The following is a 23,764-nucleotide window of genomic DNA, read 5'->3' on the forward strand; positions in this document are numbered from 1 at the left end:
AACTCCTTCGCGGCCGGGAATGTTCCATGGGTTAGAGAATCGCGCCCGGATTGAGGATGCCGTGCGGGTCGAGCGCGTCCTTGATGCGCTGGGTCAACGCCATCACGTCGGCGCCGAGTTGGTCCGGTAGCCACGCCTTCTTCAAACGGCCGACGCCGTGCTCGCCGGTGATGGTGCCGCCGAGCGCGATGGCCAGATCCATGATCTCGCCGAAGGCGCGGTGCGCGCGCTCGGTCATGGCGGCGTCGGCGGGGTCGTGCACGATCAGCGGGTGGGTATTGCCGTCGCCGGCGTGCGCGATCACCGAGATGGTCACGTCGTTGCGCGCGGCGATCTCGGCGACACCGGTCACCAGGTCGCCGAGCCGGGGCAGCGGGACGCCGACGTCCTCCAGCAGCAGCGCGCCCAGCTTCTCCACCGCGGGAATCGCGAACCGCCTCGCCGCGGTGAAGGCTTCCCCTTCCTCGGCGTCGGCGGTGTGGAAAGCCTCGGTCGCACCGGCCTTTTCGCACGCGGCCAGCATGATCTCGGCTTCCCGACCGGCGAATTCGCCGGGCGCGTCCGAGCGCGCGACGAGCAGTGCGGCGGCCTTGCGATCCAGGCCCATCCGCAGCTCGTCCTCGACCGCGTTGATCGAGACCGAATCCATGAATTCCAGCATGGCGGGCCGTAATTCGCCGGTGATGGCGAGAATCGCGTCGACGGCGGCGGTCAGGGTGGCGAACGAGGCGACGACCGTGCTCTGCGGCGGCTGGGCGGGCAGCAGTCGCAGCGTCAGCTCGGTGATGACGCCGAGCGTGCCCTCGCTGCCGACGAACAGTTTGGTCAGCGACAGTCCGGCCGAATCCTTGAGCCTGGGCCCGCCGAGCCGCAGCACCGTTCCGTCGGCGAGCACCACTTCCATGCCCAGCACGTAATCGGTTGTCACGCCGTACTTCACGCAGCACAGCCCACCCGCGTTGGTGGCGGCGTTACCGCCGATCGAGCAGATCTCGAACGAGGACGGGTCGGGCGGATACCAGAGGCCGTGCGCGGCGACGGCGCGCTTCACCTCTGCGTTCAGCAGCCCCGGCTGCACGACCGCGGTCCGGGTGACCGGGTCGACGGTGATCGCCCGCATCCGCTCGGTGCTCAGCACCAGTCCGCCGTCGACCGCCGTGGCGCCGCCGGACAGCCCCGACCCGGCACCGCGCGGCACGACGGGCACGCGCCGTTCGTGTGCCCAGCGCAGCGCCGTCGCGACATCCTCGGTGCTCGTCGCGCGGACCACCGCGACCGGCGTGCCGGCCGCCGGATCGCGCGCCCAGTCCTGTCGGTAGCTCGCCAGCAGATCAGGGTCGGTGACGACCGCACCCTCGGGCAGTCCGTCGATCAGGTCACTAACGTCCACAACCCCACGCTAGTCCGCCGGGGCACGCCACGGCCCGCCCCGGCGGATCGACGCGGCGTTGCCGGATGATCATCTGGTGGTCACCTGCCGCTGGCACCCTGGCAGCGTGCACGAGCCGGCGCAGACCACCGACAACATTGCCGACCGCTTCACCCGATGGTGCGAGGCGGTCGTCGCGCGGCTGCCGTGGGGACTGAATCGTCTTGTCGCGCCGACCTTCCTCGGCTTCGCGCTGATCAACAGCTTCACCTTCGGTGTGGATCTGGCCCTGCTCACCCTCTTCCACGGTGGGCTGGGTCTGCCGGTCTGGTTGTCGGTCTCGGTCGCGTACGTGTGTGCGTTCGGGCTGAGTTTCGTGCTCAATCGCACCTTCAACTTCCATTCGCACGCGCCGGTCGGCAAGCAGGCCGGGATCTACGTCGTGGTCGTGGCGATCAATTACGCCGCGTTCATCCTCGGCGTCGGCAGCGGACTCACCGCGCTCGGCGTCGACTACCACCTGGCGCGGTTGCTCGCGGGCGGCTGCGAAGCGGTCTACATGTACAGCGCGATGCGCTGGGTCGTGTTCCGCCGCGACGCGAAAGCCGAACTTGCACCTCACGCGACGTGAGGTCCTAACGTCGTCACCGTGGCGACGAACGGTTACGTCAAGGTCGGTGAGCTGGCGACGGTCACCGGGTTGACCGTGCGCACCTTGCACTACTACGACGAGATCGGCCTGCTCTCGCCGTCCGGTCGCAGCGGTGCCGGGCACCGGCTGTACTCCACCGGCGACGTGCAACGGCTCTATCGCATCGGTCTGTTGCGCACCCTCGGCCTGCGCTTGGACGAGGTGGCGGCGGCCCTGGACGATCCCGCCTGGGATCTGACCGGCGTGATGGTCCGCCACCTCGCCGACCTCGACCGCAAGCTGGCCGTCGGCCACCGCCTGCGTCAACGCCTCGTCACGATGGTCGCCACGCTCACCGACCAGCGCAGCCTCGAAACACGGGAACTGCTGGACACTTTGGAGGACATGGCCATGCTCGACAGCAAGATTCAACGACGCATCCCGACGCTCGTCTATCGCGATATCGCCGCCGCCCACGAGTATCTGACCACCGTGTTCGGCATGGAGCCGGGCCGGATCAGCCGCGGCGCGGACGGGACCGCGCACCACGCGGAAGTCACCGCGGGCGATGGCGTGATCTGGCTGCACGCCGTCTCCGACCAGTTCAAGTTGCAGTCACCGGCGACCCTGGGCGCGTGCACCGAGGGCATGTCGATCGTCGTCGAGGACGTGGACGCGCATTTCCGGCACGCCAAGGCGGCCGGCGCCGAGATCCTCTACGAGCCCACCGACCAGTCCTACGGCTACCGCGACTACAGCGCGCGTGACCTGGAACAGCGGCTGTGGTCGTTCATGACGCCGTTGGACTGATCAGCACCTCGGTGCGATCGCCGTCGACCACGATCGCGTCGTCGTCGGTGAGCGCCCAGTGTGGGATGCCCGCCGTACGATAGGACTCGGCGAGCCGATCGCACTGGCCGAGCGGATCGGTTGGCGAGGCGATGTGCGGCACGATCCGCTGCTGCACCAAACCCAGTCCGTCCCAGAGCGGTTCGATCCCGCACGTCGGCTGGACCTCGGCCGGATCGTCGGAGGATTCCAGTCCGTGCAGATCGGGGGTCAGCAGGCAGGCGCCGGCGCTGTAGCCCGCGTACACGAGCGCGTCGGCCGCCAGTAGCCGGGGGAGCACGACATCGGCGCCGCTGCGTGCGAATTGGGCGCGCAGTACGAAGGTGTTGCCGCCGCGCACCCACAGCATCGGGAACATGGCCAGCGTGCGCTCCAATTCCGCCGGGCGGCCGACGAAATCGCGCAGATCGACCGTCTCCGGTTCGTACCCGAGCCTGCGCAGTGGGACGATATCGCTGATGATCGCCGACTCCCACAGCTCGGGCCAGGCGTCACAGGCGTTGGGAATCAACGCGACTCGGCCTGGTGCGCCGACGAGGGCGGCGAGCCGGTCGTAGTGCGCGCCGAAGCGGTAGCTGGACAGGAACAGGCGCATCAGATGGTGAACGCGAGATTCCGCACGAGCCGTTGCCCCAGTTCTTGATCGCCGCTGATGGTGATCCGGTCCATGTGCTGGTCCGCGGTGGTCCGTCCGCCGCCGAGCCGGACGAAATCCGCTGCGGGCAAATGGATGTCGACGGTCGGGGAGCTGTCGAACGCGTCCACGTAGTTCGCCCGGTCCGCCACCTGGATGTGCAGCGAGCGCGCCAGCGGCCCGGTGAGGGAGAAGGTTATCCGTGCACCTTGCGGCGCTTCACCCTTTTTGACCACGATTCGCGGGATGCTGCCGAGGAATTCGGTGAAGGCGAATTCGCCGCGCTGCCCGCCCTCGTCCACCTCGACGCCCAGCGCGTCGGCGATATCGAGTTCGTGCATCCAGCAGTCGAACAGCCGCACCCGCATGAACCGGCCGTAGCTGACCAGCCCGATCGGCGACTGGGTCTGGGCCTGCCAATCCACGTCGCCGAGGGCGTGCAGCGCCGCCCGGCGTCGTCGCGTGACGTCGTGGAACATCTGCAGCAACCGCTCGCCGGACAGCGGCCGCAACCGGTCCACCCAGATCTCGTTCAGCACCGCCGTCTCGTTGCGGACGTGCGGCAGCGTGCGCACGTCGGCTTTGGGCGTCAGCGGATCGTGTGCGGGCGGACGCTCGCCGAGTAACCACGATTCGGTGCCGACGACGTGCGCGACCACGTCGAACACGGTCCAGCCGGGCAGCGCCGTCGATGTCCGCCACTGGTTTTCGTCGAGGCCGGTGACCAACGCGGCGATGGCGTCCCATTGTTCGGACAGCAACTCGGTCAGCACGGCCCGGTCCAGGGTCGGGTCGATCATTCGTGTGCTCCTTCTTCCGGCCGGTCCGCGCCCGGCCGCTCCCGACTCGATGCTTCGTCTTTTTCCAGCGCCGCGATGCCGGCCTGGATGGCGGCCGCGGTCGATTGCGGATCGTGCGGCCTGCGCAGCAGGAAGCCGGCGGCGAAGCGCAGCTTGTCGCCGTGGCTGCGCGGGATCACGTGCAGATGGACGTGCGGAACGGTCTGAAAGGCCGCGGTGCCGTCGTTGAGCACCAGGTTCGCGCCGTCGGCGGCGAGCGGGCTGCGCCGTACCGCGAGCGCGAGCCGATGCCCGGCCCGGAAGACGTAGGCGCCGAGTTCGGCGTCCAGATCCTCCAGTTCGGTGGCGTGCTGTTTGGGGATCACCAGCGTGTGGCCGCGGGCGATGGGCCGGATGTCGAGAAAGGCGCAGAGCGAGTCGTCCTCGTACACCTTTGTCGCTGGGGCAACGCCGGCCACGATGCGGCAGAAGACGCAGTCGGTCACAGGCTGGACCTTACGGCGTACGAGCGGCCCGGAACACCCCGGCGTGCGAATCGATCATGATGCACGTCACTTCCCAGGCCTGGCTCCCCCGCCTGACCTGGTGCCGAACCTTCGAGTAAGTAATGGACCTGCACGTTCGGTCTTGTCGCGGCCAGCCGCGGCGACCACCATCAGAACCGGCGCTTGTCCGAACAACCACCGCGCAGGAGGTGACTCCGATGACCTCGGTAACCCGGCATATCGGCGGAATCCGGCGCGATCGTGTGACGGGCGTCTCAGCGGTCCGCACAACACGCCGGGTACAGTTGCGAGGATTTGGGCGACCTTACTCTGAAGTAACATCGTCCGGCCGTCCATCTGTTGCCTGCAAGCTCAGCACAAGAAGGAACTGACATAGTGGAGACAACGCAGAGCGTAGGCGATCAGTCGCCACGCGGCGCGCGTGTCGGAGTCGTTCGCGAGTCCAACGCGGGCGAACGACGTGTCGCATTGGTGCCGAAGATCATTCCGACCCTGCTGAAGCAGGGGGTGCAGGTGGTGGTCGAGTCCGGTGCCGGTCTCGGCGCGCTCATTCCCGACAGCGCCTACGAAGAGGCCGGCGCGACCATCGGCGACCCCTGGTCCGCCGAGGTGGTCGTGAAGGTCGCCCCGCCCAGCGACGCCGAGGTGGCGAAGCTGTCCGACGGCCAGACCCTGATCGGCTTCCTGGCCCCGCGCAACGCGGACAACCAGATCGGCAAGCTGAAAGCCGGTGGCGTGCAAGCGTTCGCGGTCGAGGCGATTCCGCGGATCTCACGTGCGCAGGTGATGGACGCGCTGTCCTCACAGGCCAATGTCGCGGGATACAAGGCCGTGCTGCTCGCGGCGTCGGAGTCGACGCGCTTCTTCCCGATGCTCACCACCGCCGCGGGCACCGTCAAGCCCGCGACGGTGCTGGTGCTCGGCGTGGGTGTCGCGGGCCTGCAGGCGCTGGCCACCGCCAAGCGCCTCGGTGGGCGCACCACCGGGTACGACGTGCGGCCCGAGGTTGCCGATCAAGTGCGCTCGGTCGGTGCGCAGTGGCTCGATCTCGGCATCGACGCGGCCGGTGAGGGCGGCTACGCCCGCGAACTCACCGACGAGGAAAAGGCCAAGCAGCAGCAGGCTTTGGAAGACGCCATCAAGGGATTCGACGTGGTGATCACCACCGCGCTCGTACCCGGCCGTCCCGCACCGCGTTTGGTGACCGCGGCGGCCGTCGAGGGTATGAAGCCCGGCAGCGTGATCGTCGACCTGGCCGGGGAGACCGGCGGCAACTGCGAGCTCACCGAGCCGGGCGAGACCGTGGTCAAGCACCAGGTCACCATCGCCTCGCCGTTGAACCTGCCCGCGACGATGCCCGAGCATGCCTCGGAGCTGTACTCGAAAAACATTGCGGCACTGCTGGAACTGATGCTGAAGGACGGTGCGCTGGCACCCGACTTCGAGGATCAGGTGCTCGCCGATTCCTGCGTCACCCGGGAGAGGGAAGCCTGATGTACACCGAATTGCTCGCGAACATCGCGATCCTGGTGCTCTCCGGGTTCGTCGGGTTCGCCGTCATCTCGAAGGTCCCCAACACCCTGCACACCCCACTCATGTCCGGTACCAACGCTATTCACGGCATCGTCGTGCTCGGCGCGCTGGTCACCCTGGGCAACGTGCAGGACCCCTCGATCCTGACCCAGATCATCCTGTTCGTCGCCGTCGTCTTCGGAACCCTCAATGTCATCGGTGGTTTCGTGGTGACCGACCGCATGCTGGGCATGTTCAAGGGCAAGAAGGCGGCAGCGCCGGCGAAGGCGGAGAAGTGATGCATACCTTCGACAACGTGACCTACCTGGTCAACGGCCTCTACATCATCGCGTTCGGCATGTTCATCTACGGTCTGATGGGCCTGACCGGTCCGAAGACCGCGGTGCGCGGCAACCTGATCGCCGCCGTCGGTATGTTCATCGCCGTGGTCGCCACCCTGATCTCGGTGCGCCACACCAGCAATTGGATCCTGATCATCGCCGGACTGGTGGTCGGCATCGCGCTCGGCGTGCCGCCCGCGCAGTTCACCAAGATGACCGCCATGCCGCAGCTGGTCGCCGCGTTCAACGGCGTCGGCGGTGGCACGGTCGCGCTCATCGCGTGGTCGGAATTCATCAACAGCCAAGGCTTTTCGCATTTCGACGAAGAGCCGACGGTGCACATCGTCATCGGTTCGCTGTTCGCGGCGATCATCGGTTCGGTCTCGTTCTGGGGCTCGCTGATCGCATTCGGCAAACTCCAGGAGATCTTGCCCGGTCGTCCGATCGGTCTCGGCAAGCTGCAACAGCCGTTGAATCTGCTGCTGCTCCTGGGCGCGATCGCGGCCGCCGTCGTGATCGGCGTCGGCGCCACCAATGATGGTGTGTCCCAACTGTGGATGATCGCGGTCCTGGTGCTTGCCGGTGTGCTCGGCCTCGCGGTGGTGCTGCCGATCGGCGGCGCGGATATGCCGGTGGTCATCTCGCTGCTCAACGCGCTGACCGGATTGTCGGCCGCCGCAGCGGGTCTGGCGCTGAACAACACCGCGATGATCGTCGCGGGCATGATCGTCGGCGCGTCCGGCACCATCCTCACCAATCTGATGGCCAAGGCGATGAACCGGTCCATTCCGGCGATCGTCGCGGGCGGATTCGGCGGTGGCGGAACGGCTCCCGGCGCCGGCGGCGACGGCGAGAACAAGCAGGCCAAGGCGACCTCCGCCGCGGACGCCGCGATCCAGATGGCCTACGCCAATCAGGTGATCGTGGTCCCGGGCTACGGCATGGCCGTCGCCCAGGCCCAGCATGCGGTCAAGGAGATGGCGGCGCTGCTCGAAGCCAAGGGCGTGGAGGTCAAATACGCCATCCACCCGGTCGCGGGCCGCATGCCCGGTCACATGAACGTGCTGCTGGCCGAGGCCGAGGTCTCCTACGACGCGCTCAAGGAAATGGACGACATCAACGGCGAATTCGCCCGCACCGATGTCGCCCTGGTGATCGGCGCCAACGATGTCACCAACCCCGCGGCGCGCGAGGATGCCAGCAGCCCGATCTACGGCATGCCCGTCCTCAACGTCGACCAGGCCAAGAGCGTCATCGTGCTCAAGCGCTCGATGAACTCCGGTTTCGCGGGTATCGACAACCCGCTGTTCTACGCCGACCACACCTCGATGCTGTTCGGCGACGCCAAGAAGTCCGTCGGTGCGGTCACCGAGGAACTGAAGGCGCTGTAGGGATTCGCATTCGAACGGCCTCCTGCGCCCCGCGGGAGGCCGTTCGGCGTTAAACCAGTGGACAGGTCCGGTCCGCAGGGCTGATCATGCTGCGAGTGTCCGCACGTAATGAGCCCCTTCGGTTGATCGACCCGAGTGAGCCCTCGGCCGATCTCGCCGAGCGGCTGCCGTGGACTGTCGCCGTCGACTCCGCCTATTCGACGCGCGACGCGATCGATGCGCTGGCGGTGAGTCCGTTTCTGCGCGGTGACCAGCCGTGTGCGCGCACCGCGCATCTCGAGCGGATCAAGCCCGACGCCCTGCTGCGGCCGGAGCACGGCCGGGTGGTGCGCTCGACCCAGGACGACGACAGCGGTGCTGCGCTGGTGGTCGGGGCGGGTTGGTCGCTGCGCGCGGTCCGGTGGTCGGGCGGCTCGGCGATGGTCGAGGTCACCGCCGTCACCGACGAACTCGCGACGACCGTGCTCGCCGAGGCCATCCGCGACGCGGCCGCGCAGCCGGAGGTCGGCGAGACCATCGAGATGGGCTTCTGGCATATGCACAGCCACGGTCCGCAGCGGCGTGGCCGCACCATCACCGCGCCGACCTGGCCGGAGATCCGTGGCAACTACGCCGCCGACGTGGCGGGCGTGCTGGACCGGCTGATGGCGCTGACCGCCGCGGACGTGCGCGGGCGGCTCGTGCTGCTGCACGGCCCGCCGGGCACCGGAAAGACCACCGCGCTGCGTGCGCTCGCGCGCGCCTGGGGATCGTGGTGCCAGTTCGACTGCGTGCTCGACCCCGAGGTGATGTTCGCCAAGCCCGGCTATCTGATGGATGTCGCGGCGGGCATCGACGGCGACGAGGACACCAAGCGCTGGCGCATGCTGGTGCTCGAGGACTGTGACGAACTGATCCGCGGCGAGGCCAGAGAAACTGCGGGACAGGGGCTTTCGCGACTGTTGAACCTGACCGACGGCATGCTCGGGCAAGGGCGGGACGTGCTCGTGGCGATCACCACCAACGAGGATCTGACTCGGCTGCACCCGGCGGTGACCCGTCCCGGTCGCTGCCTGGCGCAGCTCGAGGTCGGCCGGCTCTCGCCCGCCGAATCGGCGGCCTGGCTGGCCCGGGAACGGCGTCCGGAAACCCTGGGAGAGGCTTCCTGCCCCGACGGCGCGACGCTGGCGGAACTGGTCGCGTTGCGCGACGGGGACACCAAGATCCAGTCGGTGCCCGCGGATCCGGTCAACCCGGGCCTCTACCTCTGAGGACGTAGCGGCAATCACCCAGCGCACGGCCGTCGGATCGATCGGCTAGATTCTGTGAGTTCGTTCGGCCGCCGAGTGCGGCCGAGATCGCGTAAACCCTGGGGAGGGGAACATGACCACACCGCCGAACTATCCATATCCGGGGCAACCCGGCGGCCAGGGCTATGCCCAGCCGAGCTACCCGCAGGCGCAGGGGTATCCGGGTCAGCCGGCACAGCCGGGTTACGGGGCGGGCTATCCGCCGCCCGGCACCGGATATCCGCCGCAACCGGGCATGCCACAGCAGGGCTTCCCGCCGCCGCAAGGCGTTCCACCGCAAGGCTTTCCGCCCCACGGCGGACAGCCCGGGTTCCCGCCCGGCGCCTTCCCGCCGCCGGGGCCGCCGCCGCGTTCGGGCGGCAAGGCCAAGGCGATCATCATCACCGTCGTCATCCTCGGCGTGATCGCCGTGGTCGCGCTCATCGCCACCGTCGGGCGACCGGACGGCAAGAAGGTCGCGGTCGGCGAGTGCGCGAAACTGTCCGGCACCACCTACAAGGCCGAGTTCGCGATCAAGGAATGCGCCGATCCCGAAGCCAATTACGTGGTGGCACAGCGGATCGACGGATCGAACAAGAACTGTGAGAACCAGGACTACGCCAGCTACTACGAGACCGGTCGCAACGGTTACACGCTGTGCCTGCGCCTGAATGTGAAGGAAGGCGACTGCATCAAGAGCGGCACGCTGGCGGCGAGCACCAAGGTCGCCTGCAGCTCCGCCGCCGACTACAAGATCGGCCGTATCGTGCGGGGCAGCGCGGACAAGTCCGCGTGCGGCCCGAAATACACCGAGGACAGCACCATCGTGTATCCGAAACCGGATCCGATGACGCTCTGCCTGGTGGAGCCCAAGTAATTACTGCGGCTCGGCCACGGCCCCCGCGTAGACGCAGCACACCACCATGGCCGCCAGCGGGACCAGGAAGGCGGCGGTCAGCGGAATGACCGCGCTGAGCCAGCCGATGACCGCGGGGCCCGCGAGCAAGCCCAGGTAGCCCAGGCTGAAGACCCGCGCCATATCGGTGGCCGCCGTCGCGGAGCCGAGATTGCCTGCGGCGGTGAAGATCTGCGGTACTGTGCCGGACAGGCCGAGACCCGCCATGGCCCAGCCGAGCAAGGACAACGGCACCCACGGCGAGACCATGATGACGGTGAGGCCGAGCGCGGCGAGCAAGGTGCCGTAGCGGACCACCGCCACCCGGCCGAATGCGCCGCTCACCCGGTCGGCGGCCAGTCGGCCGCCGGTCATGGTGACCGAGAACGCGCCGAACGCCAGGGCGGCCGTGGCCTGGTCGACGCCGAGGTGCTCGCGCATCTGCAGCGTGCTCCAGTCGCCCGCCACGCCCTCTGCGAGCAGCACCGCGAAGGCGATCGCGGCCAGTGCCAGCACCTTTCGTCGATGTCCCGGCCCGGATGCCCGGTCGGCGGTTACCCCTTCGGCTGCGGCCGCAGTCGCGGTCCGTGGCTCGGTCTCGCTGTCGCGGAGCAGGTGCGGTACGAGTGCTGCGGTCAACACGACACCGCCGATCGCGGCCAGTGTCAACGTCATTCGCGGATCCCAGCCCGCGCGCAAGGTCGCCGCGCCGAGCAGCGAACCCAGCAGGCCGCCGCCGGAGAACAGCGCGTGGAAGGCCGACATGATCGGCCGCCCGTAGGCCCGTTCCACATGCACCGCTTGGGTGTTCATCGAGACGTCCAGCGCGCCGTTGCCGAAACCGAAGCAGCACAGGGCGATCGCCAACGTCACCGGGCCAGTGGCTGATCCGGGCCCGAGCACCGCCGCCGAGGCGATCACCGCGGCGGTACCCACCAGCGTCCGGCTGCCGAATCGATCCGCCAGCGGACCGGCGATCCGCATGCCGACGATGCCCGAGCCCGCCATCAACAGGATGAACATGCCGAGCGTGGATTTCGCGACACCGGTCCGGTCCGTGATCGCCGGAATGTGCACCACCCACATGGCCAGCAGGAATCCGTTCAGCGCGAACACCGTGAACACGGCGACGCGGGCGAGGCGGAGCGTGCGATCCATCGTCGGACTGAACACCCCTTCGACGGTACCGATGATCTTCGCTGCCTGCTCGCGCCGAGGCCGGGCGCGGACTCCCGCGCCCACCGCCGCAGCGGCCCCGCCTCAGTTCGGCTGGATATCCCAGACGCCCGTCGCGGCTGCCTCCTTCGCGTAGTCGGTGAAGTCCTTCGGTTCCCGGCCCAGCGCCTGCCGCACACCGTCGGTGGTGGCCGAGTTGCGGCCGTCCAGCACCGTGCCGAACAGGTAGTCCAGCAGGCTCACCACATCCGCGGGCACCTGGTGATCAGTCAGCGCCGCAACGAATTCCGTGCGCGTCACCGGAACGAAGGCGATCTCGCGCCCCGTCACCTCGGCGATCTCCGCGACCGCCGCGGCGAAGGACAGGGCGCGCGGTCCGGTCAGCTCGTAGACCGCACCGGTGTGCCCGTCCTCGGTGAGCGCCGCGGTGGCGACCTCGGCGATATCGTCGGCGTGCACGAACGGCTCCGGCACGTCGCCGTTGGGCAACGCGACCTCGCCCGCCAGGATGTCGTCGGTGAACGCGCCTTCGCTGAAATTCTGGGCGAAGAAACTACAGCGCAGCACGGTCCACTCGAGGCCGGACTGCTGCACGATCTCCTCGCATTCCAGCGCCTCCGGCTCCCCGCGCCCGGACAGCAACACCAGTGTGCGCACGCCGCACCGCTTCGCCGCGGCGGCGAACGCCCGCAATGTCTCGGGGGCGCCCGGTACCGCGAGGTCCGGCTGGAAGGCGACGTAGGCGGCGTGCACACCGGTCAACGCCGCGGGCCAGGTGCCGCGGTCGGCCCAGCTGAACGGAATGCCTGCGGTGCGAGAGCCGACCCGGACCTGGTGGCCCGCCGCGGTGAGTCGCGCGGCGACCCGGCTGCCGGTCTTGCCGGTGCCGCCGGTGACGAGGATGCGGGGCCGGGAATCGGTGCTGTGTGTCATGGATCCAGTACATCCGCGTGCGGCGAGACGGAACATAGTTCAACAGCTCATGATCATGCGTGATCGTCTAGGGTTGATCGCGTGGATGCGCTCGCCAGTCTGCTCGAAGGTCCCCGTGCCAGAGGCGCGTTCTTGATGTGCTCGATGCTCGCGCCGCCCTGGTCCCTGCACATCCAGGACGAGGCGCCGCTCACCGTGGTGTCGATGGTGCGCGGTGGCGCCTGGATCATGCTGGGCCAGAACGCGCCTCGTCAGCTGTGCGAGGGCGATATCGCGATCTTCCGTGGGCCCGACCACTACACGGTCGCCGACGATCCGGCCACCGAGCCGCAGATCTACATCCATCCCGGCAACGTAACCAAGACCGCTGACGGTGAAATACTGTGCGAGACATTGAGTCTCGGCGTGCGGCAGTGGGGCACCGACGCCGACGGCGCGACCATGATGATCACCGGCACCTACGAGTCGGCGGGCGCGGCCAGCCAGCGGCTGCTGCGCGCGCTGCCGGCGGTGATCGTGTTGCAGCGCGGCGACTTCGACACCCGGCTGCTCGACATCCTGGTCGACGAGGCGGTCAAAGACGAACCCGCACAAGGGGCGGTACTCGATCGGCTGCTCGACATGGTGCTGATCGCGGCCCTGCGCGCCTGGTTCGCCCGCAACGACGCGCCCGCCTGGTATCACGCCTACAGTGACCCGCTCGTGGGCAAGGCGCTGCGGCTGCTGCAGCACAATCCGGCGCACGGCTGGACGGTGGCCGGCCTGGCCGAGGCGGTCGGGGTGTCCAGGGCCGCGCTGGCCCGGCGCTTCACCGATCTGGTCGGCGAGCCGCCGATGTCCTTTCTCACCGAGTGGCGGCTGGCGCTGGCCGCGGACCTGCTCGCCGAATCCGACGCCACCATCGAGTCCATCGCTCGTCAGGTCGGTTACGGCAGCGCGTTCGCCCTCAGCGCCGCGTTCAAACGCCACTTCGGCGTCAGCCCGCGCGACCACCGGCAGGGCGCGAACCCGGCTGAGCTAGTGTCGGCCGGGTGACGCAGCAGCAGTATCCGGTGCTCTGGCCGATGCCGACCCGGTGGGCGGACAACGACCACTACGGGCACGTGAACAACGTGACCTACTACTCGTACTTCGACACCGCGGTGAACGCGTGGCTGATGCACGCCACCGGTACCGATATCCGTGAGCTGCCCGCGCTCGGCGTCGTCGCGCAGACCTCCTGCCAGTACGTCGGCTCGCTCAGCTTCCCCGACCGGCTCCAGGTCGGCCTGCGCATCTCGCGGCTGGGCCGGTCCAGCATCACCTACGATCTCGCCATCTTCCGCGAAGCCGACGACGACCTCGAACTCGCCGCCACCGGCACCTTCGTGCACGTCTACGTGGACGCCGAAACCCGCAAACCCGTCGAGATCCCCGCCGTGATCCGCACCGCCGCAGCGCAACTGACCACCTGATTTCAGATGCGACTCAGCAGCGTCAGCGGGTCCTCCAGCAGGGCGGCGGTCGTCGAGAGGAAGCGGGAGGCGAGTTCGCCGTCGATCATCCGGTGATCGAAACTGATGCCCAGGGTGGTGACCCAGCGGACCGCGAGTTCGTCCCGGAATACCCACGGGCGCTTGCGGATCGACCCCAGGCACAGGATCGCCGCCTCCCCGGGATTCACCAGCGGTACGCCGGTGTCGACCCCGAAAACACCGACGTTGGTGATGGTGAAGGTGCCGCCGCGCAGGTCGGTGAGGCTCGCGCCGCCGGAGCGGGCGGTCTCGGCCAGCCAGCCGATCTCGCGGGTCAGGTCGCGCAGGCTCAGTGACTGCGCTTCTTTGATGTTCGGTACCAGCAGGCCGCGATCGGTCGCCACCGCGATCCCGAGATTCACGTAGTGCTTGGTGACGATCTCCTGATTCGCCTCGTCCCAAAATGTATTGATACCGGGAAATTCGGTGAGCGCGGTGAGCGCCGACTTCGCCACCAGCGCGAGCGGCGTGAGGGTAAGTCCGGCAAAGGGTTTCGTGCTGCGCAGATGATCGAGCAACTCCACCGACGCGGTGCAATCCAGGGTGACGAAGGTACTGGCCTGGGGAATGGTGCGGGCACTGGCCAGCATGGCCGCGGCGGTGCGCTTGCGTACGCCACTGATCGGCGCCCGCTCTTCCCGGGCCGGTGGACGGCTTACCCCCACGTGCGGCTCGGTGCCCACTTCAGGCTCCGGCCGGGGCGCCGTCTGGCGCGGTTGCGAGACCGGAACCGCGCCGCGCACGTCGTCCACGGTGACCGCACCGCCGGGCCCGGAACCCGCGACGAACCACAGATCGATGCCGAGCTCGCGCGCCAGCCTGCGCGCGGCGGGTGTCGCGGCAGCTCGCCCGGACAGTCGCGGCCTACCGTCGGACTGTTCCGTGTCGCTCGACGAAACCAGCTGCGCCGCAGGCTGTTCGGGGATCGACTCGGGCGTGTCACCGCCCTGCGGCGGAGTGGGATTCGCCGCGGCGGCAGACCTGCGCCGCCGGGAAACGGTTTCCCCCTCCGGGCCGTAGCCCACGAGCACCGCGGTCCTCCCGTTGTTCGTCTCATCAGCCGCGCTGTCCTGCGGCGGTTGCGCCGGCGCTTGATCGCTCTGCACCCGGATCAGCGGCGCCCCGACCAACACGGTCTCGCCCGGTGCCGCAAGCAGCTCCACCACCCGTCCGGCGAACGGCGAAGGCAGCGCCACCACCGCCTTCGCCGTCTCCACCTCGGCGATCGTCTGGTTGAGCGCTACATCGTCGCCGACGCCGACCGACCAGGAGACCAATTCGGCGTCGGCGAGACCTTCCCCGAGATCAGGGAGGCGGAATTCCAGGACGTTCCCCGAGCCGGGTTCGTTGGCACGATCTTCCACGTGGGCACCTCTCACTGCGGCGTACCGGCGTCAGGCGGCGAGCGTTCGATCGACCGCGGCGAGAATGCGGTCGGGATCAGGGAGATGGAACTTCTCGAGCTTAGCGGGGGGATAGGGGATATCGAATCCGCCGACGCGCAGCACCGGCGCCTCCAGGTGATAGAAACACCGCTCGGTGATCCGCGCCGCGATCTCGGCGCCGAGACCCGCGAACACCGGCGCCTCGTGCGTGATGACCAGCCTGCCGGTCTTGGCCACCGACTCCTCGATGGTGTCGAAATCGATCGGCGAGAGGCTGCGCAGATCGATCACCTCCAGTGCATGTCCTTCCTCGGCGGCGATTTTCGCGGCCGACAACGCGGTGGCCACGGTGCCGCCGTAGGCGACGACGGTGGCGTCACCGCCGACGGTGCAGACCCTGGCGCGGTCCAGCGGTAGATCCCCGTCGCGGTCCAGCGCGAGGAAATCGACCTCGGCCTTGTCCCAGTAGCGCCGCTTCGGCTCGAAGAAGATCACCGGGTCGTCCAGCGCGATCGCTTGGCGGATCATCAGATACGCGTCGGCGGGGTTGCTCGGCGTCATCACGCGCAACCCGGCGGTGTGCGCGAAATAGGCTTCCGGCGATTCCGAATGGTGCTCCACCGAACCGATCCCGCCACCGAACGGAATGCGAATCGTGATGGGCGCGATCACCTTTCCCTGCGTCCGGTAGTGGATCTTGGCCACATGCGAGACGATCTGATCGAAGGCGGGATAGACGAAGCCGTCGAACTGGATCTCGCACACCGGCCGGAAGCCGCGCAGCGCCATGCCGAAAGCCGTTCCCACGATGCCGGATTCGGCCAGCGGAGTGTCGACGACCCGATTGTTGCCGAAGTCCTTCTGCAATGCGTCGGTCACCCGGAACACGCCACCCAGCCGCCCGATGTCCTCGCCCATGAGCAGTACTTTGGGGTCGTCCTCCAGTGCGCGCCGCAATCCGGTGTTCAATGCGCCGGCGAAAGTGGTGATCATGAAGGGACTCCTTCCGGTCGCGCGGTCGCATCGCTGGGATCGCCAGCCAGATACTCCGCGTATTCCCGTCGCTCTTCGGTGATGAGCGCATGCGGGGTGGCATAGACGTGATCGAACAGGTCGATCGGCGCCGGATCGGGCATATCGATGGTCGAGGCGCGCACCTGCCGAGCCACCTCGTCGGCGTGCTCGGCGACGCGGCGCTGGAACTCGGTGTCGAACAACGACTCCCGTTCCAGCAGCCGGCGCAGCCGATCGATCGGATCGCGGCGCGCCCACTCCTGCGTCTCGGCGGACGAGCGGTAGCGGGTGGGGTCGTCGGCGGTGGTGTGCGGGCCCATCCGATAGGTGAGCGCCTCGATGAACGACGGACCGCCGCCGCTGCGGGCCCGTGCGATCGCCTGCCGCGTCACCGCCAGCACCGCGAGCACATCGTTGCCGTCGACCTGCACGCCGGGGATGCCATAACCGTAGGCGCGGCGCACGATCGGGGTCTGGCTCTGCACCCGGACCGGTTCGCTGATCGCCCAGTGGTTGTTCTGGCAGAGGAAGACCACCGGCGCGCTCCAACTCGCCGCGAAACCCAGTGCCTCGGCGATATCGCCCTGGCTGCTCGCGCCGTCGCCGAAGTAGGTGATCGTCGCGATCTCTGCGCCTTCCAGATGGGCGGCGTACGCGTAACCCGTCGCGTGCAGCCCTTGCGAGCCGACGATGATGTTCGGATTGGTCATGTTGACCGCGCTCGGATCCCAGCACGAGTGCGCGACACCGCGCCACATCCGGGTGATCTCGGTGGGATGCACACCGCGGCAGTAGGCGACGGCTGCCTCGCGGTAGCTGCAGAACACGTAGTCGTCGGGGTGCAGCGCGTGGGCCGAACCGACCTGGGTGGCTTCCTGTCCCAGCAGCGGCGCCCACAGGCCCAGTTGTCCTTGACGTTGCAGAGCGGTCGCCTCGGTGTCGATGCGCCGGGTGACGACCATGTCCTCGTATAGGTCCCGTAGTTGATCGGGGCCGATGTCGGCGAGCAAAGTGGCGTACTCGCGAGCTAGGACGCGCCGTCCGTCGGGCTGGACCAATTGGACCGGATAATCGATCTTCTCTGGCATCGGGGTCCGCCTCCTCACGGGTGCGTGTGTGCTCTACCTCACAGCATCCACGAGAATGCGATGTGCGCAAGTGAACGACACGCGAATGCGCAGAATGCTCAATTCCGACCAGTACGTTGCTGTCATGCTGCGTCGAATGCCCAGCGACAGCCCGCTATCAGCGAAGATGGCCCCACGGTCGGATTCGTGCTCGAAATATGGGACGAATCGGACTCACATGGCGGGGTGGCGAGACGCCGTCGAAGAGCGGAGATTTGCGGGCGTGTCGGCCTCGGGGCGCGCCCCCGCCCCTGTATCCCGGCGCGCCGAACAGGCTGGGACGAAGGCTTCCCGGGCATCGCCACCGACGGCTTCGGAGTTCGCGGAGTTGCGCCCGGGTCCGAAATGCGCCGCTAGCCGCCTACGATCAGCTTGACAGGGGTCGCCTTCGCTTCCGGATAAGTACTCTGACGTTGTTCCCCGGCATGGCAACTCGCTGTTATGACTCGCTCGCCGGCCCGTACTCGAATAAGGCTGGCCCGCTTTGTCTGGCCTGGGAAAACGCGATCTCCGCCGTCCCTGTAAACGATGAGAGGGTTGCGTTCTCCGGCGACCGGGAACGTGTCATCCATATATGCCCAGCAATTGATGCCAGAGAACTCGGCATTAGGGTTGGAGACCGTCACGTCTATTGTGTGACCGCGCCCATCGCCTCGATCTGGATTCAGCGTCGCCGAGAGTATCGGGGCCGCCAGTTCGCCCTGTTCAGCGGCCCGCGGCGGTGCTGCCGTCGTAGCCGGCGCAAAGAACGCCACCCCAACGAGTAGTGCAATGATCCCGCCCGTCCGGCAAAGAATACCGCGACCCGATGACTTGCTCATTCCGGTTGTCCTCCCCATTGCGCACTGCTGCGAATTCGTGCAGCGTCGATGATGCTAGCCACTACACGGATCCCTTCGTATCCTTTAGTGAGCACGATGTGCAGATCTCGAACTTTCTGTGGGGCAGGTCACTGAGAAAAGGTGCTTCGGCGGCGAGCAAGCCCCGACGTGCAGGATCGCACGATGAACGACTGATTTCGCAACAATGAATCCGGGTGCCGCCCAGCAATATCGCTGATTTCCCGTCCGGCGGTCGATGCGGGCAAAAGCACCTGAGTCGAGTCGGTCTCGTCGGCACCGCCGCGCCGACCGGCTGGTCGGTCCGGTGCCTGCGTTGTGGTTCCCGAAAAGACGCTCTGGCCTGGACATATACCGGGTTGGCGGCCACTGGGGACGGGGAGTGGTGCCATACTGCGATGCATGACCAGAGAAACGGCCGACGTGACCTTGGACGCGACCGACGCCAGGTTGTTACTGGAGCTGGTCGCCAATCCGAGAGCGACGGGTGTGGAACTTGCGGCCCGGCTGGGGCTGTCGCGCAATACCGTGCAGGCGCGGCTGTCGCGCTGGGAGGCGGGCGGGGTGCTCGGCAGTTTCGAGCGCCGGGTGCAACCCCGTGCGCTCGGCTATCCGCTGTCCGCGTTCGTCGCGGTGGTCGTGGATCAGCACCAATTGGATTCCGTGGTAACCGAACTCGCCGAGGTGCCGGAGGTCACCGAGGTGTGCGGCATGACCGGGCTCACCGACCTGACGGTGCGGGTCGTCGCGAAGGACGCCGACGACCTGTACCGAATCGCCGGACAGATATTGAAGATTCCCGGTGTGGAGCGCACCAACATGGCGCTGGTCATGCGGGAACTGGTCGGCCCGCGCACCGCCCCGCTGCTGGACCGGCTGGCCGGCGCGAACTGAGCGGGGGCGCGCCACATTCGGCGCGGTTGATTAAGGTGCGGAGATGGAGATTTCTGGCAAGGTTGCCATCGTCACGGGGGCGGGCGCGGGAATCGGGGCGGCGCTGGCAAAGGCGCTCGTCGCCGCCGGGGTTCGGGTGGTGCTTGCCGACCTCGACGCCGAGAGTGCGACCCGCGTTGCCGAATCGCTCGGCGCGGGTGCGGTCGCAATGGGTGGCGACGTCGCCGACGAGCAGGTGATTCGCAGTTTGATCGAACGCGCCGCGACCGAATTCGGCCCGGTGGACCTGTATTTCGCGAATGCGGGCATCGGCGGTGGCGGCGGGCTGGACAGCACCGACGCGCAGTGGGCCGCGGCGCTCGAGGTCAACGTGCTCGCCCACGTGCGGGCCGCTCGCCTGCTGGTCCCCGAATGGTCCGCGCGCGGTGGCGGCTACTTCGTTTCCACCGCGTCGGCGGCGGGCCTGCTGACCCAACTCGGTTCCGCCCCTTACGCGGTCTCCAAACACGCCGCCGTCGGATTCGCCGAGTGGCTGTCAGTAACGTACGGCGACAAGGGAATCCGTGTCAGCTGCCTGTGCCCGATGGGTGTCGACACTCAACTCCTGCACACCGGCCTGGTCCCGGGGGAATTCACCGCCGACGCCGAGCTCGCCGTGAAAGCGGTGACCACCGCGGGCCCCGTCCTGTCCCCGGACGAGGTGGCCGAGGTCGTCCTGGCCGCCCTCGACGCCGAACACTTCCTGATCCTGCCGCACCCCGAGGTCCTGAAGATGTACCGCTACAAGGGCGCCGACTACGATCGCTGGCTGGACGGCATGCGCCGCTTCCAAGCCACCCTGCGCGCGACATAGCCGGACTCCTCGCACCCCTTCCGTCTTCCCGCACCCGCTGTGGCCTGGCGTAGCGGGTGCGCGAAAGTGGGGGTGTGATGTCACGCGGGGGAAACATTGCCGGGGGGTTGCCGTAAAGAACGGCGACTAGTTGTTTACCTATGGGAGAGGCAGCACACTCTGTCGATCGCAGGTTGCCGTTCGGGCGGCAGCTGACCTTCGGCATCCAGCATGTTCTGATCATGTACACCGGGTGCATCACCGTGCCGCTGGTGTTCGGCGCGGCGGTGGGTCTGGACCGGAGCACGGTCGGGCTGCTGATCAGCGCGGACCTGCTGATCGCCGGGGTGATCACGCTGGTGCAGAGCCTGGGCCTCGGCAAACTCGCGGGCGCACGGCTGCCGATCATCTGCGGGGCGACGTTCATCGCGCTGGACCCGATGGTGCTGATCGCCAAGGAGTACGGGCTGGCCGCGGTGTACGGGTCGATGATGATCGGCGGTGTGGTCGGGATGGCGCTGGCCTGGCCGTTCGCCCGGATGGCCCGGTTCTTTCCGCCGCTGGTTTCCGGGACGGTGCTCACCATCGTCGGGGTCTCGCTGATCGGGTCGGCCGGCCGGTTGATCATCGGGAACGATCCATCGGCGCCGTCGTTCGCCGCGCCGTCCCATATCGGACTCGCGGCCGTGGTGGTGGTGCTCGCGGTCGGCTTCATGTGCGTCGCGCGCGGGATGTGGTCTCAGCTCGGGGTGTTGTTCGCGCTGGCGGTCGGGATCGCGCTCGCGGTGCCGATGGGGCTGGTGGTCACCGACGGCATCGGGAACGCGGCCTGGGTGGGCCTGCCCGAACCGTTCCATTTCGGGGCCCCGCAGTTCCCCATCGCGGCGGTGGTCGCGATGAGCATCGTGATGGCGATCGTGTTCGCCGAGTCGACGGCGAGCATGCTGGCGATCAGCGAGATCACCGGAAAACCGGTCGGCAGAGCCGATTTGGCGCGCGGCCTGATCGGTGACGGACTCTCCGGCGTGCTGGGCGGAGTGTTCACCGCGTTCGTGGACTCGATGTTCAACCAGAATGTCGGCGCGGTCGCGGCGACCCGGGTGCACAGCCGCTACGTGACCGCCACGAGCGGCGCGATCCTGGTGGTGCTCGGGGTGCTGCCACGGTTGGGGGAGGTCGTCGCCGCGGTGCCCAAACCGGTGGTCGGCGGGGTCGGGCTGGTCCTGTTCGCGACGATCGCCATCGTCGGCATCGACACCCTGCGCAAGGCGGAACTCGGTGACCGGGTCAACGCCGTCATCGTCGCCACCTCACTCGGCGTCGGGCTGGTTCCGGTGCTGGCGAAGGGCATGTTCGACAAGTTCCCCTCGTCGGTGCAGATCCTGCTGGACAGCGGGATCGCGATGGGCGCGGTCACCGTTTTCACGCTGAACCTGCTGTTCAACCACAGTCGAATCGGCGTGTACGCGCGGCGCGACGAAGTGCGCGAGCCGATCGATGTGCCTGCTGCGCAACTGGACTCGTCCCCGATCGCAACCGGCACCGCACCGGCCTAGGTTCACCTGCCTACCTCCACCGCTATCGCGCGGGTCCGGAACGCGTTCACTGCCGCAGCGACAACACTTTTCGTGCGACCAGTCCGGCGAGCAGTGCCCAGAAGGCGGCGCCGATACCGGCGAAGCCCACACCCGAGGCGGCGATGAGGAAGGTGATCACGCCTGCCTCGCGGTGTTTTTCGGAGCTGAGGGCGCCGGTGAGCGCGGCCGCCAACGTGGTCAGCAGGGCAAGGCCCGCAACGGTTTCCAGCACACCCCTGGGGGCAGTGGCGATGAACGTCACCACGGCGGCCGAGGCGAGCGTGATGCCGAGGTAGAGGCTGCCCGCCGTGAAGGTGGCGAGCCAGCGCTTCTTCGGATCGGGATGCGCGGCGGGCGCGGCGGACAGCGCCGCGCTGATCGCGGCCAGGTTGATGGCGTGGCCGCCGGCGGGCGCGCCGATGATCGTGCCGAGTCCGGTCACGGTCATCGCCGCGCGCCAGGGGACCAGGTAGCCGAACGATTTCAGCACCGCGGTGCCCGGAATGTTCTGCGAGGCCATGGTGACGATGTAGAGCGGTATCGCGACGCCGATGATGGCCTGCCAATTCCATTGCGGAACAGTCAATTCCACCGTCGGCACCATCGCGGCGAAATCGAGGTGCCGGTGCTGTACGACGATGCTGACGCCGGAGCCCAGCGCCGCGGTGCCGAACGCCGCGATCACCGCCCAGCGTTTGGCGAAGCGTTGCAGGACCAGCCAGACCAGGATCACCGGCACCACCACCGCCGGGCTGGTCTGGACCGCTTTGACCGGCGCCAGGCACAACGGCAGCAGCACGCCGGCGAGCATGGCCTGGGCGATTTCGACCGGAATGGCGGCGACCAGCTTGCCCAACCGCTGCCACAGGCCGGTGATCACGATCAACACCCCGGTGATCGCGAACGCGCCGACCGCGGCGGGCCACCCGCCCGCCACCGCACCCGTGCTCGCGAGCAGCGCCGCGCCGGGGGTGGACCAGGCCAGCGTGATCGGCATCCGATACCGGAAGCTGAGCAGCATCATGCCGATCGCCGGAGTCAGGCACACCGCGAGCAGTCCCGACGCCGCCTGTGCCGAACTCGCGCCGACCGCCGTGAGTCCGCTCAGCACCACCGCGAACGAGCTGGTGAAGCCCACCAGTGCGGTGACCGCGCCCGCGCCGAGCGGTTGTCCGAGCCCAGCCGCGGCCGGGTCGGTGGCGGGTGGTTCGTGGTCCTCGACGGGTGCCACGGGCGCCGGGGAAAGGTTCGACATTGTGGCGATCCTGCCCGCAACTGGACTGCCAGTCGCGGGCCAGTGCGGGGAAACTGGACTGAATTCGGCAGTGGTCGATGGCCCGAGACGGCGGCCGCTACCGGCGAGTAGTGCTGGGGTGCAGCCACATTGCCCTGCTCAGATGCGTAATGTTGAGGGCATTCGGTGCGCGAGGGTGCGATTTCTGAACGAGGAGCTGGGTTGAGCGCGGTACTGATCTCGCCGGTGGAGCTTCGAGAAGCCCTGTCGGGCAAGCAGGTTCGCCTGCTGGACGTGCGCTGGGCGCTAGGTGACCCGGACGGCCCGCAACACTATCTGGACGGCCACATCCCCGGCGCGGTGTTCGTCGACATGGAAACCGAGCTGGCCGCGCCGCCGTCGCCCGCCCGCGGCCGGCATCCGCTGCCCGATATCGCGCAGCTGGAGAAGTGCGCGCGCAGCTGGGGAATCCGGCAGGGTGACGCGGTGGTGGTCTACGACGCGACCGGCGGCATGGCGGCGGCCCGCGCCTGGTGGTTGCTGCGCTGGGCGGGCGTCGCCGACGTGCGGATTCTCGACGGCGGACTGCCCGGGTGGACGAACGCGGACGGCGCGCTGGCCACCGGCACCGAACCCGATCCGGAACCGGGTGATGTGGAGCTGACTCCGGGACATCTGCCGGTCATCGACGCCGACGCCGCGGCCCGCTGGCGCGGCCATCTGCTCGATGCGCGCGCGGGCGAGCGGTATCGCGGCGAGGTCGAGCCGATCGACCCGCGGGCAGGCCACATTCCCGGCGCCGTCAGCGCACCCACCGCCGAGAACCTGGATGCCGACGGTCGATTCCGCGCGCCCGCCGAATTGCGTGACCGTTTCGCGGGATTCACCGCAGCGCCGGTCGCGGTGTACTGCGGCTCGGGCGTCACCGCCGCGCATCAGGTCGCGGCGCTGGCCGTCGCCGGTATCGAGGCGGCGCTGTATCCCGGTTCCTGGTCGCAGTGGTCCAACGACCCGAAGCGGCCGGTCGCCACGGGAGCCTGACC

22 protein-coding genes and 1 pseudogene are annotated in these 23,764 nt (G+C 68.1%); 13 read left to right on the top strand and 10 right to left on the bottom strand.

Going from position 1 to position 23,764, the window contains the following annotated elements; all coding sequences use genetic code 11:
• Positions 1-31 precede the first annotated feature (31 nt).
• Positions 32-1,390, bottom strand: coding sequence for an FAD-binding oxidoreductase (locus tag NBRGI_RS18280; RefSeq protein WP_029897859.1), 1,359 nt, complete (start codon positions 1,388-1,390; stop codon positions 32-34).
• A gap of 106 nt (positions 1,391-1,496) precedes the next feature.
• Here NBRGI_RS18280 and NBRGI_RS18285 point away from each other — a divergent pair, with 106 nt between their 5' ends.
• On the top strand, positions 1,497-2,000 hold the full coding sequence (locus NBRGI_RS18285; protein ID WP_051727864.1) for a GtrA family protein: 504 nt from the start codon (positions 1,497-1,499) through the stop codon (positions 1,998-2,000).
• Positions 2,001-2,018: 18 nt separating this feature from the next.
• Positions 2,019-2,810: a MerR family transcriptional regulator gene (locus NBRGI_RS43930; RefSeq protein ID WP_036559724.1), complete on the top strand. Its 792-nt coding sequence runs from the start codon at positions 2,019-2,021 to the stop codon at positions 2,808-2,810.
• On the opposite strand, the gene NBRGI_RS18295 is transcribed toward NBRGI_RS43930, so the two are convergent.
• From NBRGI_RS18295 to NBRGI_RS43935, 3 genes are read right to left on the bottom strand one after another with little or no spacing between them, the layout of a single operon-like run.
• The gene (locus NBRGI_RS18295; RefSeq protein WP_029897866.1) at positions 2,791-3,444 is read right to left on the bottom strand and encodes a Type 1 glutamine amidotransferase-like domain-containing protein; all 654 of its coding nucleotides are present in this window, start codon (positions 3,442-3,444) and stop codon (positions 2,791-2,793) included. The genes NBRGI_RS43930 and NBRGI_RS18295 overlap by 20 nt on opposite strands.
• A complete protein-coding gene (locus NBRGI_RS18300) occupies positions 3,444-4,283 on the bottom strand; it encodes a maleylpyruvate isomerase family mycothiol-dependent enzyme (protein WP_029897868.1) in 840 nt (279 codons plus the stop codon). The genes NBRGI_RS18295 and NBRGI_RS18300 overlap by 1 nt, the downstream gene beginning before the upstream one ends.
• Positions 4,280-4,768 (bottom strand): HIT family protein, encoded by a 489-nt coding sequence (locus NBRGI_RS43935; protein ID WP_014982001.1) that lies wholly within the window; start codon positions 4,766-4,768, stop codon positions 4,280-4,282. Before NBRGI_RS43935 ends, NBRGI_RS18300 begins: the two co-directional genes overlap by 4 nt.
• Before the next feature lie 396 nt (positions 4,769-5,164).
• On the opposite strand from NBRGI_RS43935, the gene NBRGI_RS18310 reads away from it, so the two are divergent.
• From NBRGI_RS18310 to NBRGI_RS45270, 5 genes are all read left to right on the top strand, one after another.
• Positions 5,165-6,283: a Re/Si-specific NAD(P)(+) transhydrogenase subunit alpha gene (locus tag NBRGI_RS18310; protein WP_014982002.1), complete on the top strand. Its 1,119-nt coding sequence runs from the start codon at positions 5,165-5,167 to the stop codon at positions 6,281-6,283.
• Positions 6,283-6,600, top strand: coding sequence for an NAD(P) transhydrogenase subunit alpha (locus tag NBRGI_RS18315; RefSeq protein WP_029897870.1), 318 nt, complete (start codon positions 6,283-6,285; stop codon positions 6,598-6,600). The genes NBRGI_RS18310 and NBRGI_RS18315 overlap by 1 nt, the downstream gene beginning before the upstream one ends.
• Complete coding sequence (locus tag NBRGI_RS18320; RefSeq protein WP_200882188.1) at positions 6,600-8,033, top strand: NAD(P)(+) transhydrogenase (Re/Si-specific) subunit beta; 1,434 nt, start codon at positions 6,600-6,602, stop codon at positions 8,031-8,033. The genes NBRGI_RS18315 and NBRGI_RS18320 overlap by 1 nt, the downstream gene beginning before the upstream one ends.
• Positions 8,034-8,119: 86 nt before the next feature.
• Positions 8,120-9,283, top strand: coding sequence for a DUF5925 domain-containing protein (locus NBRGI_RS18325; protein ID WP_029897875.1), 1,164 nt, complete (start codon positions 8,120-8,122; stop codon positions 9,281-9,283).
• A 112-nt stretch (positions 9,284-9,395) separates the two neighbouring features.
• On the top strand, positions 9,396-10,178 hold the full coding sequence (locus tag NBRGI_RS45270) for an LppU/SCO3897 family protein (RefSeq protein ID WP_029897876.1): 783 nt from the start codon (positions 9,396-9,398) through the stop codon (positions 10,176-10,178).
• On the opposite strand, the gene NBRGI_RS18335 is transcribed toward NBRGI_RS45270, so the two are convergent.
• Together NBRGI_RS18335 and NBRGI_RS18340 are read right to left on the bottom strand one after the other, a co-directional pair.
• Positions 10,179-11,438: an MFS transporter gene (locus NBRGI_RS18335; RefSeq protein WP_081878132.1), complete on the bottom strand. Its 1,260-nt coding sequence runs from the start codon at positions 11,436-11,438 to the stop codon at positions 10,179-10,181.
• 18 nt (positions 11,439-11,456) lie between these two features.
• Positions 11,457-12,305 carry an SDR family oxidoreductase gene (locus NBRGI_RS18340; RefSeq protein WP_029897880.1) on the bottom strand — a complete coding sequence of 283 codons (849 nt, stop codon included), beginning with the start codon at positions 12,303-12,305 and terminating at the stop codon, positions 11,457-11,459.
• Positions 12,306-12,386: 81 nt separating this feature from the next.
• Here NBRGI_RS18340 and NBRGI_RS18345 point away from each other — a divergent pair, with 81 nt between their 5' ends.
• Positions 12,387-13,340: an AraC family transcriptional regulator gene (locus NBRGI_RS18345; protein ID WP_029897882.1), complete on the top strand. Its 954-nt coding sequence runs from the start codon at positions 12,387-12,389 to the stop codon at positions 13,338-13,340.
• Between the two features lie 29 nt (positions 13,341-13,369).
• Entirely contained in the window at positions 13,370-13,759 is a 390-nt protein-coding gene (locus NBRGI_RS18350; RefSeq protein WP_051727865.1) for an acyl-CoA thioesterase, read from the top strand.
• A 2-nt stretch (positions 13,760-13,761) separates the two neighbouring features.
• On the opposite strand, the gene NBRGI_RS18355 is transcribed toward NBRGI_RS18350, so the two are convergent.
• Genes NBRGI_RS18355 through pdhA form a run of 3 tightly spaced genes read right to left on the bottom strand, consistent with a single transcriptional unit; the run spans position 13,762 to position 17,306 of the window.
• Positions 13,762-15,183 carry a dihydrolipoamide acetyltransferase family protein gene (locus NBRGI_RS18355; protein WP_051727866.1) on the bottom strand — a complete coding sequence of 474 codons (1,422 nt, stop codon included), beginning with the start codon at positions 15,181-15,183 and terminating at the stop codon, positions 13,762-13,764.
• 30 nt (positions 15,184-15,213) lie between these two features.
• Complete coding sequence (locus NBRGI_RS18360) at positions 15,214-16,197, bottom strand: alpha-ketoacid dehydrogenase subunit beta (RefSeq protein WP_029897888.1); 984 nt, start codon at positions 16,195-16,197, stop codon at positions 15,214-15,216.
• Complete coding sequence (gene pdhA, locus NBRGI_RS18365) at positions 16,194-17,306, bottom strand: pyruvate dehydrogenase (acetyl-transferring) E1 component subunit alpha (RefSeq protein WP_029897890.1); 1,113 nt, start codon at positions 17,304-17,306, stop codon at positions 16,194-16,196. Before pdhA ends, NBRGI_RS18360 begins: the two co-directional genes overlap by 4 nt.
• Before the next feature lie 1,280 nt (positions 17,307-18,586).
• Between pdhA and NBRGI_RS18370 the strand changes: the two genes are divergently transcribed.
• The 3 genes and pseudogenes from NBRGI_RS18370 to NBRGI_RS18380 form a co-directional block, all read left to right on the top strand.
• Positions 18,587-19,078: an Lrp/AsnC family transcriptional regulator gene (locus NBRGI_RS18370; RefSeq protein ID WP_029897892.1), complete on the top strand. Its 492-nt coding sequence runs from the start codon at positions 18,587-18,589 to the stop codon at positions 19,076-19,078.
• 43 nt (positions 19,079-19,121) lie between these two features.
• Positions 19,122-19,931, top strand: a complete 810-nt coding sequence (locus tag NBRGI_RS18375) for an SDR family oxidoreductase (RefSeq protein ID WP_029897894.1) — start codon at positions 19,122-19,124, stop codon at positions 19,929-19,931.
• 140 nt (positions 19,932-20,071) lie between these two features.
• Positions 20,072-21,289: pseudogene (locus NBRGI_RS18380) on the top strand (uracil-xanthine permease family protein); the annotation flags it as partial.
• 223 nt (positions 21,290-21,512) lie between these two features.
• On the opposite strand, the gene NBRGI_RS18385 reads toward NBRGI_RS18380, so the two are convergent.
• Entirely contained in the window at positions 21,513-22,742 is a 1,230-nt protein-coding gene (locus tag NBRGI_RS18385) for a benzoate/H(+) symporter BenE family transporter (RefSeq protein ID WP_029897898.1), read from the bottom strand.
• A 201-nt stretch (positions 22,743-22,943) separates the two neighbouring features.
• Between NBRGI_RS18385 and NBRGI_RS18390 the strand changes: the two genes are divergently transcribed.
• A complete protein-coding gene (locus NBRGI_RS18390; RefSeq protein ID WP_029897900.1) occupies positions 22,944-23,762 on the top strand; it encodes a sulfurtransferase in 819 nt (272 codons plus the stop codon).
• Positions 23,763-23,764: the final 2 nt, after the last annotated feature.

The organism is Nocardia brasiliensis IFM 10847, assembly GCF_000710915.1.
Taxonomy (GTDB): Bacteria; Actinomycetota; Actinomycetes; order Mycobacteriales; family Mycobacteriaceae; genus Nocardia; species Nocardia brasiliensis_A.